At 54.4% G+C, this 15,311-nt stretch carries 15 protein-coding genes; 9 read left to right on the top strand and 6 right to left on the bottom strand.

Annotated elements, in window-relative coordinates:
- Positions 1–214 precede the first annotated feature (214 nt).
- Genes ACT3RQ_RS10855 through ACT3RQ_RS10840 form a run of 4 tightly spaced genes read right to left on the bottom strand, consistent with a single transcriptional unit; the run spans position 215 to position 4,678 of the window.
- On the bottom strand, positions 215–1,075 hold the full coding sequence (locus ACT3RQ_RS10855) for a DUF296 domain-containing protein (protein WP_172118640.1): 861 nt from the start codon (positions 1,073–1,075) through the stop codon (positions 215–217).
- Positions 1,072–2,673: an acyl-CoA synthetase gene (locus tag ACT3RQ_RS10850; RefSeq protein ID WP_193055309.1), complete on the bottom strand. Its 1,602-nt coding sequence runs from the start codon at positions 2,671–2,673 to the stop codon at positions 1,072–1,074. The genes ACT3RQ_RS10855 and ACT3RQ_RS10850 overlap by 4 nt, the downstream gene beginning before the upstream one ends.
- A complete protein-coding gene (locus ACT3RQ_RS10845) occupies positions 2,670–3,839 on the bottom strand; it encodes an acetyl-CoA acetyltransferase (RefSeq protein ID WP_192526544.1) in 1,170 nt (389 codons plus the stop codon). The genes ACT3RQ_RS10850 and ACT3RQ_RS10845 overlap by 4 nt, the downstream gene beginning before the upstream one ends.
- On the bottom strand, positions 3,839–4,678 hold the full coding sequence (locus ACT3RQ_RS10840) for an IclR family transcriptional regulator (RefSeq protein ID WP_192526545.1): 840 nt from the start codon (positions 4,676–4,678) through the stop codon (positions 3,839–3,841). Before ACT3RQ_RS10840 ends, ACT3RQ_RS10845 begins: the two co-directional genes overlap by 1 nt.
- Positions 4,679–4,854: 176 nt before the next feature.
- Here ACT3RQ_RS10840 and ACT3RQ_RS10835 point away from each other — a divergent pair, with 176 nt between their 5' ends.
- The 4 genes from ACT3RQ_RS10835 to ACT3RQ_RS10820 all read left to right on the top strand — a co-directional run bounded on the left by ACT3RQ_RS10835 (position 4,855) and on the right by ACT3RQ_RS10820 (position 8,569).
- Positions 4,855–5,865, top strand: coding sequence for a DctP family TRAP transporter solute-binding subunit (locus ACT3RQ_RS10835; protein WP_444680466.1), 1,011 nt, complete (start codon positions 4,855–4,857; stop codon positions 5,863–5,865).
- A gap of 75 nt (positions 5,866–5,940) precedes the next feature.
- Positions 5,941–6,432, top strand: a complete 492-nt coding sequence (locus tag ACT3RQ_RS10830; protein ID WP_192526547.1) for a TRAP transporter small permease — start codon at positions 5,941–5,943, stop codon at positions 6,430–6,432.
- A complete protein-coding gene (locus tag ACT3RQ_RS10825) occupies positions 6,425–7,774 on the top strand; it encodes a TRAP transporter large permease (protein ID WP_444680465.1) in 1,350 nt (449 codons plus the stop codon). The genes ACT3RQ_RS10830 and ACT3RQ_RS10825 overlap by 8 nt, the downstream gene beginning before the upstream one ends.
- A gap of 21 nt (positions 7,775–7,795) precedes the next feature.
- Entirely contained in the window at positions 7,796–8,569 is a 774-nt protein-coding gene (locus ACT3RQ_RS10820) for an SDR family NAD(P)-dependent oxidoreductase (protein WP_444680464.1), read from the top strand.
- Between the two features lie 68 nt (positions 8,570–8,637).
- On the opposite strand, the gene ACT3RQ_RS10815 is transcribed toward ACT3RQ_RS10820, so the two are convergent.
- A complete protein-coding gene (locus ACT3RQ_RS10815) occupies positions 8,638–9,810 on the bottom strand; it encodes a UbiH/UbiF/VisC/COQ6 family ubiquinone biosynthesis hydroxylase (RefSeq protein WP_444680463.1) in 1,173 nt (390 codons plus the stop codon).
- Positions 9,811–9,933: 123 nt separating this feature from the next.
- On the opposite strand from ACT3RQ_RS10815, the gene ACT3RQ_RS10810 reads away from it, so the two are divergent.
- A complete protein-coding gene (locus ACT3RQ_RS10810) occupies positions 9,934–10,836 on the top strand; it encodes an NAD-dependent protein deacetylase (RefSeq protein WP_444680482.1) in 903 nt (300 codons plus the stop codon).
- On the opposite strand, the gene ACT3RQ_RS10805 is transcribed toward ACT3RQ_RS10810, so the two are convergent.
- Positions 10,770–11,381, bottom strand: a complete 612-nt coding sequence (locus tag ACT3RQ_RS10805) for a DNA-3-methyladenine glycosylase (protein ID WP_444680462.1) — start codon at positions 11,379–11,381, stop codon at positions 10,770–10,772. The two genes, ACT3RQ_RS10810 and ACT3RQ_RS10805, sit on opposite strands and share 67 nt — an antisense overlap.
- Before the next feature lie 52 nt (positions 11,382–11,433).
- On the opposite strand from ACT3RQ_RS10805, the gene ACT3RQ_RS10800 reads away from it, so the two are divergent.
- The 4 genes from ACT3RQ_RS10800 (at position 11,434) to ACT3RQ_RS10785 (ending at position 15,282) form a co-directional block, all read left to right on the top strand.
- The gene (locus ACT3RQ_RS10800) at positions 11,434–12,915 is read left to right on the top strand and encodes a protein adenylyltransferase SelO (protein WP_444680461.1); all 1,482 of its coding nucleotides are present in this window, start codon (positions 11,434–11,436) and stop codon (positions 12,913–12,915) included.
- A 53-nt stretch (positions 12,916–12,968) separates the two neighbouring features.
- Positions 12,969–14,015, top strand: a complete 1,047-nt coding sequence (gene dinB, locus ACT3RQ_RS10795) for a DNA polymerase IV (RefSeq protein ID WP_444631108.1) — start codon at positions 12,969–12,971, stop codon at positions 14,013–14,015.
- Between the two features lie 178 nt (positions 14,016–14,193).
- Entirely contained in the window at positions 14,194–15,021 is an 828-nt protein-coding gene (locus tag ACT3RQ_RS10790) for an alpha/beta fold hydrolase (RefSeq protein WP_444680460.1), read from the top strand.
- Positions 15,022–15,030: 9 nt separating this feature from the next.
- Positions 15,031–15,282, top strand: coding sequence for a thiamine-binding protein (locus ACT3RQ_RS10785; protein ID WP_172118653.1), 252 nt, complete (start codon positions 15,031–15,033; stop codon positions 15,280–15,282).
- The last annotated feature ends 29 nt before the right edge of the window (positions 15,283–15,311 follow it).

Genomic DNA, 15,311 nt, shown 5'->3' with positions numbered 1-15,311 from the left:
TAATCCTAAAGAGTGGTAAATGGATCCCGTCCATTAGCTTGCTGCCTAATTATACTATTGGCGAATGCGAATCGTATGACTAGGTAACCTTAAATTATCCAGCGATAATTGGTCACGCGATAGCATAGCGTTAAGGGAAACTGTCGGTATTCGTCATCGTTGCCAGGCGGGCCACGTGGCGCTGACGCCTTCTACGTTAACTGATAAGAGCGAATTAAAAGCTCAGCAATAGCTCACAGGTAACGCAGATAGCATTTCGCCCAGGGGCAAGCGCTCCTTGATGTTGTTCGCCACCGATACCGACAGAGACTGCTTGAAGTGAGGGTTGCCCATCTTTCAATGTTCCATCGAGTATCAGTATTTCATTCGCGTGGCTTTTAAGCTGGTGGCCGTCTGTAAAACAGGTTTGCACCAGGCTTCCAAGGCCCATGATCTGTGCCGTATCAATCCCGTAACGTTTAGCGGTTGCTGCGATGGCGGCATTGAGGTCTTGATTCGGGCGTAGCGTCAGTAAAAGCGCATTGGGCTTAGCAGCACTGCTGGCACCCTGGTAAGGCGCAAAAAGAGGAAACCGGGTTTCTTCATCAGCCGTGACGGCCAAATAGGCGCCTTCTATCGCGATACACGACACCTCAATGTCATTGGCTAATATCGACGCGGGCGCTAGCAGATGGCCAACCGCGGTATGCCCATCGCCTTGCTGCCATATCCCGTGGCAATGCAGGAAAGGTTCACCATCACGCAGGCCTACATGAATGCCTGCGGTGTGTATGTTTGCCGGTGGTGATAAGCGATGCGTTTCACTATACCAGGCAGCATGTTGCCCACTTGGGTCATCGCCCGGGATGACATAGTGAAGCGTTTGCATCGCTGCATTATTGATCGTTAAGTACGCTGACGAGATGGCCTGCTTTTGAAGCGCCTGGACGATGGCGTCATGTAGCGTTTGGCCGCCTTCAAGCGTGAGTGATCGCTCTTGTGTATGGCAGAGCTGCGCCTGGTAGCGCGTTTGTGCAGGCGTGCCTGGGTGTTCGATATAGCCAAGCGCTACCGCATTGCTGGGAGGAGAACTCATGTTGCCTCCTGTAATTCACCACGCTCAGTTAATGTTTCACGAATGAGCTTTTTAGTGATTTTTCCGTAAGCCGTTTTGGGCATTTCTTCCCAGAATACGTAGCTTTTAGGCATCTTGTAGCGAGCAATGCGCTCACTCAGCCATGCATTCAAGGAGGCAGTATCCAGTGGCTGGCCGGGGTAAAGCACACACACGGCCATGCCGACTTCACCCCAGACAGGGTCAGGTACGCCCAATACGGCTGTTTCGGAAATGGCAGGATGGCTAAGCAGCTTCTCTTCGATCTCGCGAGGATAAATGTTGGAGCCGCCCGATATATACATATCCGAAACGCGCCCGGTCAGGTAAATGAATCCTTCTTCATCCCGATGGCCCAGGTCACCCGTTAAAAACCAGCCATCTCGAAAGCTCTTTTGATTGGCTTCGGCGTTATTGTAGTAGCCCGCAAAAACAGCCGGCCCGATGACGGCGATTTCTCCCGTTTCACCGGCGGCCACTTCAGCACCGTTGCTATCCTGAATTTGCACCTGCATGCCGGTACGCGAAAAGCCGCAGCTCCCGATTTTCATGTGGTTATCGTCAACGTGGTGAAGCGCAGGGGGTAGCACCGTTATATTGCCGGTTACCTCGCCAAGCCCGAAATACTGAACCAGCACAGACCCTAATGTTTCCAGCGCTTTCACCTGGTCGGACCGGTACATGGGCGCACCAGCGTAGACAACGTAGCGTAAGGAGGAGTGGTCATGCCGCTTTACACTGGAGTGCTCAATGAGCATTTTGACAATAGTGGGCACGGTGAATAGGTTGGTCACGTTCCACTTTTCCACAAGCTGCCAAATCACCTCGGGGTCAAATTTCTCGTCCGCCGGGAGTATGGTTTTAACGCCGTGAGCGACTTGGGCAAGCTGATGAACGCCCGCGCCGTGCGACAGAGGCGCGACGACGATAGACGCGTCAGAGGCGTTGGTTCCTGGCATCAAGTCACATAAATGGTTAGTGACAACGAAGGCCATTTGGCCATGGGTCAGTACGGCTGCCTTGGGGCGTCCGGTGGTGCCAGAGGTGAAGAAAAACCACGCAGGGTCATCGCGATTAACCGCGGCGGCTGGCATGTGCTGGCCTGAAAAGCGTTCAACCAGCGTTTCGTAATCGACGGCGAAATCACTCTCTCCAATCGAGATCGTCACATCAATAAGAGGGGCACAAGCGGCGGCGTGATGGGTAAAGCTGGCGCCACAAAGCAGGCCTTTTGCCCCAGAGGATTCAGCCAGGTAAGCCACTTCGTCGGGCGACTGACGATAGTTGGTCGGCACCCATACGGCGCCTATTCTCCAACAGGCAAACATCGCTTCAAACATTTGGTGGCAGTTGGAGGACTGAACCAGTAAGCGGTCACCCTTTTGCAGGCCCATTTCATGGCGGAGCGCGTACGCAAACGCTTGTGAACGCTCCTCCATCTCTTTCCATGTCCAGGTCTTTTCGCCCCACACAAAACCAATCTCATTCGAGAAGCGGCGCGAGCTTTCGGTGAGAAGGTGAGACAGATTCATCACTCGGGTAGAAACAGGCACGAGGCTATTGTGTTCATTCAGGCTCATTTCACACGCTCCAGAATAGACACGTAATTAGTGACCGCCGCGCCGCCCATATTGAAGACGCCAGCCAGGTTTGCATTGGGTATTTGCATTTGTTCCGCCTCACCCATTAACTGCATGGCGGCCATTACATGCATGGAAACCCCGGTAGCGCCGATAGGATGACCTTTGGACTTTAGCCCGCCGGATGGGTTGACGGGCAAGGCGCCATCTTTTTGCGTGATACCTTCCTGAATAACACGATAGCCCTCCCCCTTCTTGGCGAGCCCCATCGCTTCGTACTCAAGCAGCTCGGCGATAGTGAAGCAGTCGTGTGTTTCGACGAGGGATAAATCCATAATGTTGACGTCAGCGCTTGCGAGCGCTTTCTGCCAGGCCATCGATGCCCCACGAAACTCCAATATGTCTCGTCTTGAAAGCGCCATTAAGTCATTGGCTTGCGTTCGTGCCCGAAAGGCAATCGCACGCTTTAATTGAGCGGCCGTCTCAGCATCGGCAATAATCATGGCTGCGGCGCCATCCGATATGAGCGAGCAGTCTGTGCGACGCAAAGGGCCTGCGACCGTCGGGTTGTGGTCTGAAACGGTGGCGCAGAAATCGACGCCGATATCTTTGCGCATTTGGGCATAGGGGTTAAACACGCCGTTGGCGTGGTTTTTGGCCGCGATCATGGCGAGTTCGTAGGAGCGGTCCCCGTAGGTTTGGAAGTAACGTTCCGCAATTTCGCCGAACACCCCCGCAAAGCCCCCCGCAATATGGGCTTCTTCACGGTGATAGCTGGCGCTTAGCAGAATGTTGCCCACTTCAGCAGTGGGCGTTGCCGTCATTTTTTCAGCGCCGATGACCAGGGCGATGCGCCCACGCCCAGACTCTATAAAGTCGAGCGCGCCATGCAGCGCTGCGCTGCCTGTTGCGCAGGCATTTTCGTAACGCGTGGCGGGCGTGTGCGCAAAGCGCTCGTCGCCCATCGCCACCAGGGCTGCTTGGAAGTCCTGAGCCGAGAAACCGTTGTTATAGACACCGACAAAAATGCCGTCGATAGCCTCATGATCGACGCCTGCATGAACGAGCGCATCCTGAACCACGCTTTGCATCAGCGCTTGGGTGTCGGGTTCGGGCAATTTTCCAAAAGGGGAGTGGGCCCAACCGACGATCTGTGCTTTTGTCATTATTTGCTCCTGGCGAGGGGAGTGGGAGATGTTTGATGTCTTGTAAATTCAGCGGCTAACAGATGCTCAATCGCTAACGCCTCTTCTTTTAATCTCGGCACAAGCGTTTGGGAACGACGTGGTTCCTGCATACGGCTCTCTATCGCTGCTAGCGAAAGTGAGCCGGCCAGTACGCCATCAGGCCAACGTAGGGCAATGCCGATTCCCCATGAATCCGCAAACACCAGCCCAGGGTTAACGGCATAGCCCTGCAACCGCGTTTCGTTCACCAGGTTTACCATATGCTCTGGAGCCAGTTGGGGGTACTGCTGTTCAAGGAGCGGGCGTTGTGCATCTAATACGTGGGTAATTTCAGCGTCAGGCAGCGCTGCCAACATGGCGAGTGAGCCTGCGCCTACTCCCAGAGGATGATAGGCGCCTTGCACAAGGGCATGGGTCCGAATGGGATAAACGCCGTCTTCACGATACAGACACAGCGAGAAGTGGCCTCGGCGGATAGAAAGACAGGCGGCATCTTCCGTTCGCTGCGCTAAACGAGCGACATTGCACGTAGCCAGTCGCGTCAGGTTATGTTGCTCGGAAGCTCTGTGGCCCAGCAAATAGGCTTCTGGGCCTAATTGATAATGATGATTAGCGGGCGATTGCTCTACCATTCCTGCATTAATAAGTGCCAGCAGCAATCGTCTTACCGTGGGCTTGTTTAAACCACTGTGCCTGGTTAAATCGGCCAGTGAGCTGCCTTCGGCTTGTCGAGCAATCAGGCTTAATAACCCCAGTGCACGGTCGACGCTTTGTGCACCAGCGGTTGTGCTCTCCGTTATTAAGGCTTTGTGTTCCATATTATGGACCGATTGTTGTTGTAATGGCGCGTGTATTGAGCTTATTTTGCTGATACTTTGACTTTCTGGAGTGCTTTTGGCAAATTTTTATTGTCGTATATATAACGAATGGTCCATATTGTGGATTATAACAATCAAGTGCGTTAGCACGGATACGCCACGAGGAATAGAACATAATGAAACGCCATGCTTTTTTAAAAACTGTCTGGGCCACCTCTGCTGCAAGCTTGCTTTTTGCCAGTGCGGCATCCGCTGAAACATTAAGGCTTTCTCATAACACCGGTGACACCACCACGTGGCATGAAGCCGCTGAACTCTTTAACGACTTGTTAAATGAAGCCTCAGAAGGCGAACTGTCGGTTCGTACGTTTCCTAACTCGCAGTTAGCGGGTGGCGACCAGATGCGCCAGTTTGAAATGGTGGGTAGGGGCGCTATTGATTTAGTGATGACCTCCGCCATTAATGTCACGCCGTTAATACCTGAAATGGCTGTTTTTTCACTGCCTTATCTCTACGACGGTTATGATCAGGTAGACGCCACCATGAACGGCGAGCCGGTTAAGTTGCTTGAAGAGATCATGGATGAAAAGGGCGTTAAGGTGCTGGCCTGGGGTGAAAGCGGTTTTCGTGAACTGACCAATAGTAAACGGCCGATTCGTAGCCCTGACGATATGCGCGGGTTAAATATGCGCGTGGCAGGTCCTATGTATGTTGATGTTATGGATGCATTGGGCGCCAACCCGCAGCAAATGCAGTGGGTCGAGACGATCTCGGCATTGCAGCAAGGCGTTGTTGACGGTCAGGAAAATGGAATTGGTGCCGTTATCATTCCCCAGCGTATTTATGAAGTGCAAGACTATATAACGCTCTGGCACTACTCGTATGACCCTATCTTTTTAGGCATTTCCAAGCAGCGTTGGGAAAGCTTCGATGCTGAAACGCAGGAGATGGTTCAGCAAGCGGCTGACCAGGCCATGGCGCATCAGCTCGCCATTACACGCGAAAATACGGCTGAGGGCGTCAATTTACTTCGTGAGCAAGGCATGGATATCACCGAATTGACCCCGGAAGAGATCGAGGTATTTAGGCAAGCAACGGCACCTGCCTTTGATATCTGGGCTGAAAGAGTCGGTCCTGACATCGTTTCCAGCTTTGTCGAAACGATAGAAAGTTCCAAGCAGCAATAACGAATAGCATTTACTGACAATAACTCTGACTAACCTTAGTCAGAGTTATTGGTGTCAGTATAGGGTCAATGCCTTATGAAATTTATAATTAACGAATTTGAAAAAATAGTATGCACTGGCCTCTTCTTGAGTATGGCGCTACTTGGCTTCGCTAATGTCGTTGTTCGATACGGTACTAACTACTCGCTTGCCGCGACAGAAGAACTTCTTACCAATGGGTTTTTGATATTAACTATTTTTGGCGCGGCGATTGCGGCAAGGCGGGGTGAACACTTGGCGGTAACTGTTCTCTATAACGTATTGCCAAGGCACGCTAAAACAGTCGTCTTTATGTTGTCTGTGCTGCTGTCTGTAACGTTACTATGCATGTCAGCCTATTTCTCCTGGGAAGTGTTAAGCAATCAGTTTAATAGTGGAACCCGCTCTTACGGCCTAGGGTTACCCGCCTGGTACTACCACGTTGCGATACCTTTTGGCTTTATTCTCATTGCTATTCGATTTTTGCAGCGTGCATGGCAAGAAATGAACGGCAACGTGGAACCCACGATCGGAGGCGCAGATGTTTGATATCTTCGGCACGCTTTCGACAGGTTCACAGATGATTACCGTCTTTTTCCTGCTGCTTTTGTTGAGAGTACCCGTCGCATTCTCACTCGGTCTATCCGCTATTTATGCAATGTGGCACATGGGGTTTGGATTAGATCTCGCCGGTGATTTGATTGCGACAGGTATTACCAAATTTTCATTATTAGCGATTCCCTTCTTTATTCTTGCTGGAACGTTGATGGGAAGGCTTGGAATCGCTGACCGGATGATCCGATTTTTCAGAGTACTGGTGGGTGGTCTTCCCGGTGGAATGGGCATCGTCGGTACGGTCGTTTGTTTGTTTTGGGGTGCTGTTAGCGGTTCTGGCCCGGCATCGGTTGCCGCCATTGGGCCCATGATCATAAAAGGCATGGAAGAAGACGGCTACCGCAAGGCCTATGCTGCAGGTTTGGTGTGTACGGGCGCGGCCTTGTCGATTGTTATCCCGCCTTCTATCGGGTTGGTGATTTACGGCGTTATTGCTGAAACCTCAATATCGAAGCTGTTTATGGCTGCCATTTTACCTGGCTTGATGATGGGCGGTTTAATGATAGTGACCCTGCCGTGGGGGCGCGTGAAAAACGCGGGAGCTGCGGGATCATCGGGCCTGTCATCTGAACCTTCCGTTATGTCGATGGGCGATAACCCTTACCCGCAACTGGGCTATGCAGGTCGATTATGGGCTTCCTTTAAAGACTCTTTTTGGGGCTTGCTCACGCCGGTCGTTATTTTGGGAGGGATATACGCCGGTGTGTTTACCCCTACGGAAGCCGCATTAGTGGCCACTATCTATGCGTTGCTGGTGGGTGCGGTCATCTATAAAACATTAAGCATCAAAAAATTGTATGAAGCCGTTAGTGATGCGGCGGCATCGTCTGCCGTCGTTATGCTGGTGGTTGCTTACGCAAGCCTGTTTGGTTGGGTGGTGACGGTTGATGACCTGGTAGGCACTTACTCTTCCATGCTGTTAGGCATGAGCAACAATGAGTGGGTTGTTTTATTGGTTATCATGCTGATTTTGCTGATTATTGGCATGTTTATGGATGCGGTGACGGTGATGTTTATTTCGTTACCGGTGTTTCTTCCTATTGTGCACCAGCTTGGCTGGGACCCTGTCTGGTTTGGTGTTTTGGTGATGATTAACCTCTCCATTGGCCTGATAACACCACCTGTGGGTATTAATCTTTATGTCGCTGCGAATGTGACAGGTCTTTCCATTGAAAAAATAGCGCGAGGCACCTTTATTTGTGTTGGCGCGTGTTTGGTAGGGCTCGCATTAGTGGCTTTTTTCCCGCAGATATCCATGCTTTTGGTCAGTCAATAATAACGAGAGAAGAGGTGCTTGATGGTCACTAAAAAAGTTGCCGTTGTAACCGGTGGTGCGCGGGGAATCGGGCTTGCTGCTGTAGAGATTTTTCTTGCAAAGGGTTATGACGTAGCCGTGGTGGATATGAGCTACACGGCTGCCAACGAATTGGCCGAGACGTACAGCGGCGTGCTGCCAATCGAAAGTGATGTTTCTAATCCTGATGACGTTAGCGCCATGGCTGCGGCCATCGAGCGCCAATATGGTCGTGTCGACGCGCTAGTCAATAACGCAGGAATAGCCGCTCTTCATCCGATAGAGGAGACTGGCTTTGATAGTTGGAAAAAAATCATGTCGGTGAACCTGGACGGCACCTTTCTTGTTACGCAGGCCCTTACGCCGCTGATGAAAAAGGTATCCGGAGCGATTGTTAACGTAGCTTCTATCGCGGGTTTGCGCGCCAGTACGTTAAGAACGGCTTATGGTACGTCCAAGGCGGCGGTTATTCATTTAACCAAGCAGCAGGCAATGGAGTTGGGCGAGCACGGTATAAGAGCCAACTGTGTAGCGCCTGGGCCCGTAGAGACGGAGCTATTGGCAAAACTGGTGGAAGCCGCGCCGGAAATGAAAGCAAGCTACCTTGAGACCATTCCTCTTAACCGGTTTGGCCAGGAGAAAGAAATAGCCGAGGTGATTGCCTTTTTATGCTCCCCGGAGGGCGGGTATGTCACGGGGCAGACAATTGCGGTTGACGGTGGTTTTCAGTCAGCGGGAGTGGGACTCACCGCCTTACGAAGTGCTAATAACCCGTAAGTAGCTGGCGCAAGCTCCATTACTTGGCAGCCTGCGCCACTGCGTTTACCGACCGTTATCAAATACGTTTATCCCCTCTTAAACGGATTCAACCCATTGGCCTGCTGCATCATCATGCGCTTGGCGAGTGGGAAGCGTTCGGCCAAATGCAGGCTTAGATCACCCAGCTGGCGCAGCGGTTTGGCACCGGTGAACAGATGGTGGAAGCTGTCGGTCGCGGCGATCATGGCCTGGTTTGCCACGCGACGCTGGCACTCGAAACGGTGCAGGTTAATGTGGTCGCCCGGGTCGCGGCCTTTAATAACCATCTCGGCCAATGTATCGGCATCGTGCAGGCCAATATTCAACCCTTGGCCTGCCAGCGGATGAACCACATGGGCAGCATCGCCAATTAACGCCAAGCGCTTGCCGATATAGCGGCGGGCGTGCTGGCGCTTAATCGGGAAGCTGGCGCGGGCGACAATGCGGGTCAGTTTGCCCAGCCGTTTAGGGTACGCGTTTTCAATCGCCGCTTTAAGCGCGTCGTCATCCAGCGCTTCGCGGGCTTTGGTCGTCTCATCATGGTCGTACCACACTAACGATGCCCGATGGCCGGGTAGCGGCAGCATGGCGATGGGTCCGGTCGGCGTAAAGTATTGCCAGCTCACATCCTGCTGAGGAAGCGCTGTTTCCACGTTCACAATCAGCGCCCGCTGATGGTAGTTATGGCTAGTCACCTCGATGCCCGCTAGCTGGCGTAGCGTTGAACGCGCGCCGTCGGCACCGACCACCAGGCGCGCGCTCAGCATCTTGCCGTTATCCAGTTCGACCACCCGCTTGTCGCCAGCAATCAGCGTATTGATAGGTGCGCAGTGGGTATAACAGGTAACGCTGGGCAGCTCTTTAAGGCGCTGCCAAAGGGCGTACTGAAGCGTTCGGTTTTCAATAAACAGGCCAAAATCGTCCATGCCGCTATCACTGGCAGAGAACACGCTATGCCCAGTGCCGTCCAGGTTGGAGACATCAATATGGCGGAAGGGGCAGCAGCGCTCCTGGGGCAGGTCTGTACCACTGAGCTTAACAAACGCCAGCGAGCGGGCATTAAGCGATGAGATACGCAGGTCGTAATCGCCGCTCATGGGGGTGGGCGCGGCACCTCGTTCGATCAGTCCGATAGAGTAACCCGCATTACCCAGCCGGGCAGCTAGCGCGGCGCCGACCATGCCACCGCCAACAATGATGATATCGTGATCCTTCTGCATGAGGCGCTCCTTGAATGCGTCGTCGGCACCGCGTCAAGTACGTTGCATGTGCCCATAATGTCCTACAGTATCGTCGAGATAGGGGAAACTTGCCTAGGGCATCAATTGACGCAGGCCGTGGAAATGGGAAAAAGTGTGGCCCAAGCGGGGTTTGAACTTGCTCGCTTTATCGAGCAGCACCCCAGGTTGTGGGTAATTACCGGCGCAGGTGTGAGTACCGATAGCGGTATTCCCGACTACCGCGATGCTAACGGGCAGTGGAAACGGCCACCTCCCGTTCAGCATGGCGACTTTATGGCATCGCTTGGTGTGCGCCAGCGCTATTGGGCGCGTGCGCTGGTTGGGTTTAAAGCGCTCCGCGAAGCCCAGATAAGTGGCGCTCACCAGGCGTTGGCCGCGCTAGAAGCGATGGGTTTTGTGGAGCTTTTGGTAACGCAGAATGTTGACCGCCTTCATCAGCGGGCAGGTTCAAAGCGTGTCATCGACCTGCATGGCCGGGCGGATCTGGTGAAGTGCATGACCTGCCATTATCAGATGATGCGCCACGCGATGCATAGCGAAATGGCGCGCATGAATCCTGCCTTTGCGGTACTGAATGCGACCCACGCACCGGATGGAGACGCTGACCTGGAAACCGATTTCAGTACATTTCGCGTGCTTGATTGCCCGCGTTGCGGCGGTATTTTAAAGCCCGACGTGGTTTATTATGGCGATGTAGTACCTGTAGAGCGTCGTCAGGCGGCGCAGGCAGGCTTGAATAAGGCGGATGCGGTGCTGGCCGTAGGCACGTCGTTAATGGTGTTTTCGGGCTACCGCTTCTGTCGTGACGCCCATGCCATGGGGCTACCTGTTGCTTCGCTGTCGCTGGGTGTTACTCGGGCAGATGCGCTACTCAGCTATCAATGGTGCGCCCCATTAACGCCGGTATTAACCCACGCCGTTAAGCAATTGACGCTGGGTCAGCGCGCTTTGGATACCCACGGGTTGCCTTCCAGCCAAAACCGCCAGGGCGCATCACGATCATGAGGCTCGGCGTAGTCGATGCCGACACGCGGACCGCTGGCAATGGGCGTCGAGTGGCTGCCTGCACATACCCACAACTGCTCGGTGCGCGTCATATCGTGGCCGTAAAGTGCTTTATCCACGCCAAGTGCCCGGGTGAGTTTGCCGGGCCCGTTACATAATTGCCTGCCCGGTATACTGCGCCGCTCGCGCATGGTCTGTTCGTTAAGTACGGGTTCAACAGCGCGGATCAGCACCGCACAAGGCGAGCCTTCAGGCTCGGTAACGATATTAAGCAGCCAGTGCATGCCATACACCAGGTACACGTAGGCGTGACCGGGCTGGCCGAACATCGCCGCCGTGCGAGGCGTTAATCCACGGTGGGCATGGCAGGCTGAGTCGTGGGCGCCGCAATAAGCTTCGGTTTCGACAATACGCGCCGCCATCTGAACGCCGTCCATGACACGCACTAACCAGCAACCTAACAGGTCGTTGGCGACGGCGACGGTATCGCGTTGATAAAAGCCGCGTGACACCGGAGGCAAAGGTAACCCGTGAAGTGATGACATTATCTCACCGCCTGCTTGAGTGAACTGCTAGGGTATTAGGAGATAACGCCCAATGATAGAGGAGGTGACTGTGCTGACGTTTGAGCATTTTTACAAAACACTGCCTGAGCCGCTGTGGATAGCGTGCCAGCCCACGCCGATAAAAGCGCCCAGCTTAATTGCCTTTAATCACTCCCTTGCCCAAACCCTTGGGGCGAGTGAGGTACCTGATAATGCCACGCTGGCGCAGTGGTTTAGCGGTAATACGCTGCCCCCAAGCGCGGACCCTATTGCGCTTGGCTATGCGGGCCACCAGTTTGGTAATTTTGTCCCCCAGCTTGGTGATGGCCGGGCGCTTTTGCTGGGCGAAGTGGTAGACGAGCAGGGCCAGCGGCGGGATATACAGCTGAAGGGCAGCGGGCGAACCCCTTTTTCACGCGGCGGTGATGGCCGCTCGCCCTTGGGGCCTGTGCTGCGTGAGTACCTGGTCAGTGAATTTATGGCGGCGATTGGCGTACCCACTACGCGGGCGCTGGCCGCGGTAGCCAGCGGAGAGGTGGTTAGACGCCAACTACCTGAGCCAGGGGCTGTGTTCACCCGAGTGGCTCGCAGCCACGTGCGCGTCGGCACTTTTCAGTTTGCTTCGGTGCTGCGTAATGAACAAACCCTAAAAGCCTTGGCGGATTACGCGATTGAGCGCCACTACCCAAGCGCGGCCCAAGCCGATGATCCTTATCTGGCGCTGCTGGAGGCGGTTGTTGCCCGCCAAGCCGCGCTGGTGGCGCACTGGATGAGCGTAGGCTTTATCCACGGTGTGATGAATACCGATAACACCAGCATTACCGGGGAGACCATTGATTACGGCCCCTGTGCCTTTATGGAGCAGTTTGATCCGCAAAAGGTGTTTAGCTCTATTGACGAGGCAGGCCGCTACGCCTTTGGCAATCAGCCCGCGATTGCCCAATGGAACCTGGCCCGCCTGGCGGAAACGTTACTGCCGCTAATGCAGGCGCCGGGCGATGAAGCGGTGGAGCAGGCAACGCAGGCCATTCATCGTTTTACCGATATACATGCCGATGAGCAGCGCAAGCGTCAGGCGGATAAGTTAGGGCTTTCGTCTGATAGCGAGCAAGCCAATACGCTGATGGCGTCGCTTGAAATCCAAATGTCCCAAGGCAAGATGGATATGACGGCAACCTTTGATGCGTTGACCCAGTACGCGGCCTCACCGGGTGCCCAAGCCCATGATGCCGTGCTTGCGTTAACCACTCAGCCTGACGCCTTGGGCGCGTGGATAGAAGCCTGGCAGGCCGAGTGTGTTGCTCATCAGGATGCAGCGCGTTGGGAGGCGATGCGGCACGCCAATCCGGTCGTTATTCCGCGTAATCACCGCGTTCAGGAGGTCATTAATGCCGCTTACGAGGGCGACTACGCACCTTTTCATACCTTGCTTGCAGCGGTGACCAAGCCCTTCGATGATTCACCGGAAGCGCGCCGCCTAGCCGTTCCCGCCACCAGCAGCGAACAAGTATTAAGAACGTTCTGCGGAACCTGAACAGGAAAAACCTGTGATAAACTGTGTTTTTTTACAGGTGAGAAGGGTGGCCAGTGCGCAAAATTATCCACTGCGACTGTGACTGCTTTTACGCGGCGGTAGAAATGCGCGACAACCCGGCGCTCAAGGATATTCCCATTGCCATTGGGGGGAGCGTCGAGCAGCGCGGGGTGGTCGCAACCTGCAATTATCCCGCCCGCGAATACGGCATTCATTCCGCCATGCCGATGGCTCAGGCACTGAAACGCTGCCCACATTTAACGCTTATCCGTGGCGATATGGCCAAGTACAAGGAAGTGGCGCGCCAGGTCTTTGCGATCTATCGCGAGGTGACCGATTTAATCGAACCTTTGTCGTTGGACGAGGCGTTTTTGGATGTCTCCGAAGTGACGCTGCACCAGGGAAGTGCCACGCGCATGGCGCAGGCGATCCGCGAGCGGGTTCGGCGGGAGGTAGGCATCACCGTGTCGGCGGGGGTAGCACCCAACAAGTTTCTCGCCAAAATCGCCAGCGACTGGAACAAGCCGGACGGCCTGTGTGTGATTACGCCTGATGAAGTGGAGCACTTTGTGCAGGCGCTGCCGGTGAAAAAGATTCATGGAGTGGGCCCACGCACCGCTGAAAAGATGGCGCGGCTGGATATCCATACCTGCGCTGACCTGCGTGCTCGCCCACTTACTGAACTGGTGGAACAGTTTGGCCGCTTTGGTAAACGCCTGCACGAGCTAAGCCTTGGCCATGACGAGCGACCGGTTAAAACCCATCGTGAGCGTAAATCGGTAAGTACCGAGCAGACCTATGCCAAGGACCTGCCCACGCTTGCGGAGTGCCGCCAACAACTCCCCGTGCTGTTAGAAGATTTAGAGCGCCGCTATGCCCGCCTGGACCCACCGCCTGGCGTAAGAGGGTTAATGGTCAAGGTGAAGTTTAACGATTTTACCCAAACCACGGTGGAGCATGCCGACCCCGCGCCCAACCTTGAGCAGTTCGAGACGCTGTTGAACGTTGGTTGGGCGCGCGGCGAGCGCCCGGTGCGTCTGCTGGGGGTGGGGTATCGCTTGGCAGAAGCCGCACCGGCCGAGCAGCTATCGCTGTTTTAGAAATCAGCGGCTACCGATATTTTGTTAGCCTGTTAAACCTTATGTCGATTGACGCTCTTTAGTCCGCACGTTAAAACGGTTGTATGAAAACGCTTATATGAGAAAGATTGTATGAAAACGGTATTGCCACGTGTACTGGCGACCATAACGGCGGCGTTAAAGGCCCAAGAGTTTTTTTATGACAACAACCCCCGCACGGCCTCATCTGATGTTTGCCCATGCCAATGGGTTTCCTGGGCTAAGCTATAAAAGTCTGCTCGAACCCTTGGCCGATACCTTTGAAATCCACCCCGTGGACCGGCTTGGCCATCATCCAGACTACCCAGTGAACCACAATTGGGCCAACCTGGTGGATGAGCTATTAAGCTATCTGCCGGATACCCAAGCGCCCCTGCTAGGCGTGGGCCACTCGCTGGGCGGCACGCTGATGGCCATGGCGGCCGACAAGCAGCCCGAGCGTTTTTGCGGGGTGATCCTGCTTGACCCGCCGTTGATGCTGGGAGCCGATGCCTGGGCCATGAAAGTGGCCAAACGTTTTGGCTTTATGGATCGCATTACACCGGCAGGTAAGACCCAAGGGCGGCGCAGCGTATGGCCAAGCCGCGAGGTGATGGCTAAATCCTTAAGTCAGCGCGGCCTCTTTAGCCGCTTTACCCCGGCAGCGCTTAACGACTACATTGAAGCAGGTACCCGGCTTTTAGAGGATGGCAGCGCAGAATTGACGTTTGATCCGCGTGTCGAGGTGGAGATTTTTCGCCACTTGCCGGACCACCTTTCGCGCTTGCCGAGCCGGGTAGGCTTGCCGCTGGCGATTATTGCCGGTCAGGAGTCGGATTTGCTTACCGCAGCGCGTATCAAACGTTTGAAGCGGAAAGGCTTAACCGTAAGCGACACTCCAGGAACCCATATGTTTCCGATGGAGCACCCCGACGAAACACGGTTAGCCATTCTGGCCGCTTGGCAGCGCTTTTCGAGCGTAACTGGCAGGCCACCACACACAACGTAAGGAGGCGTTATGTATCTTTCTGTACAGCTTAGCTACTACCCGCTGGGCAATGATGTTAAACCGCTAGTAAAAGACGTGGTCAAGCGCCTTGAGGCGACGGGGCTAGAGGTGTATCCCAACCGCATGAGCACTCAGATATTTGGTGAGTTCGATGCGGTGATGGCAGCCTTGAGCGAGGTGATGAAGTGGTCGTTTGAGACCTACGGCAAAGCGGTATTTACGGCCAATTTCCTGGAGGGCGATCGACGACCCCGTGATTGATTTGGCGACGAAACGCCGCTCAATTTGAG

Source organism: Halomonas sp. AOP43-D1-4 (assembly GCF_052446175.1).
Taxonomy (GTDB): domain Bacteria; phylum Pseudomonadota; class Gammaproteobacteria; order Pseudomonadales; family Halomonadaceae; genus Vreelandella; species Vreelandella citrativorans.
Note: the sequence above shows the minus strand (reverse complement) of the source record. Positions and strands in the feature narration are given on the sequence as shown.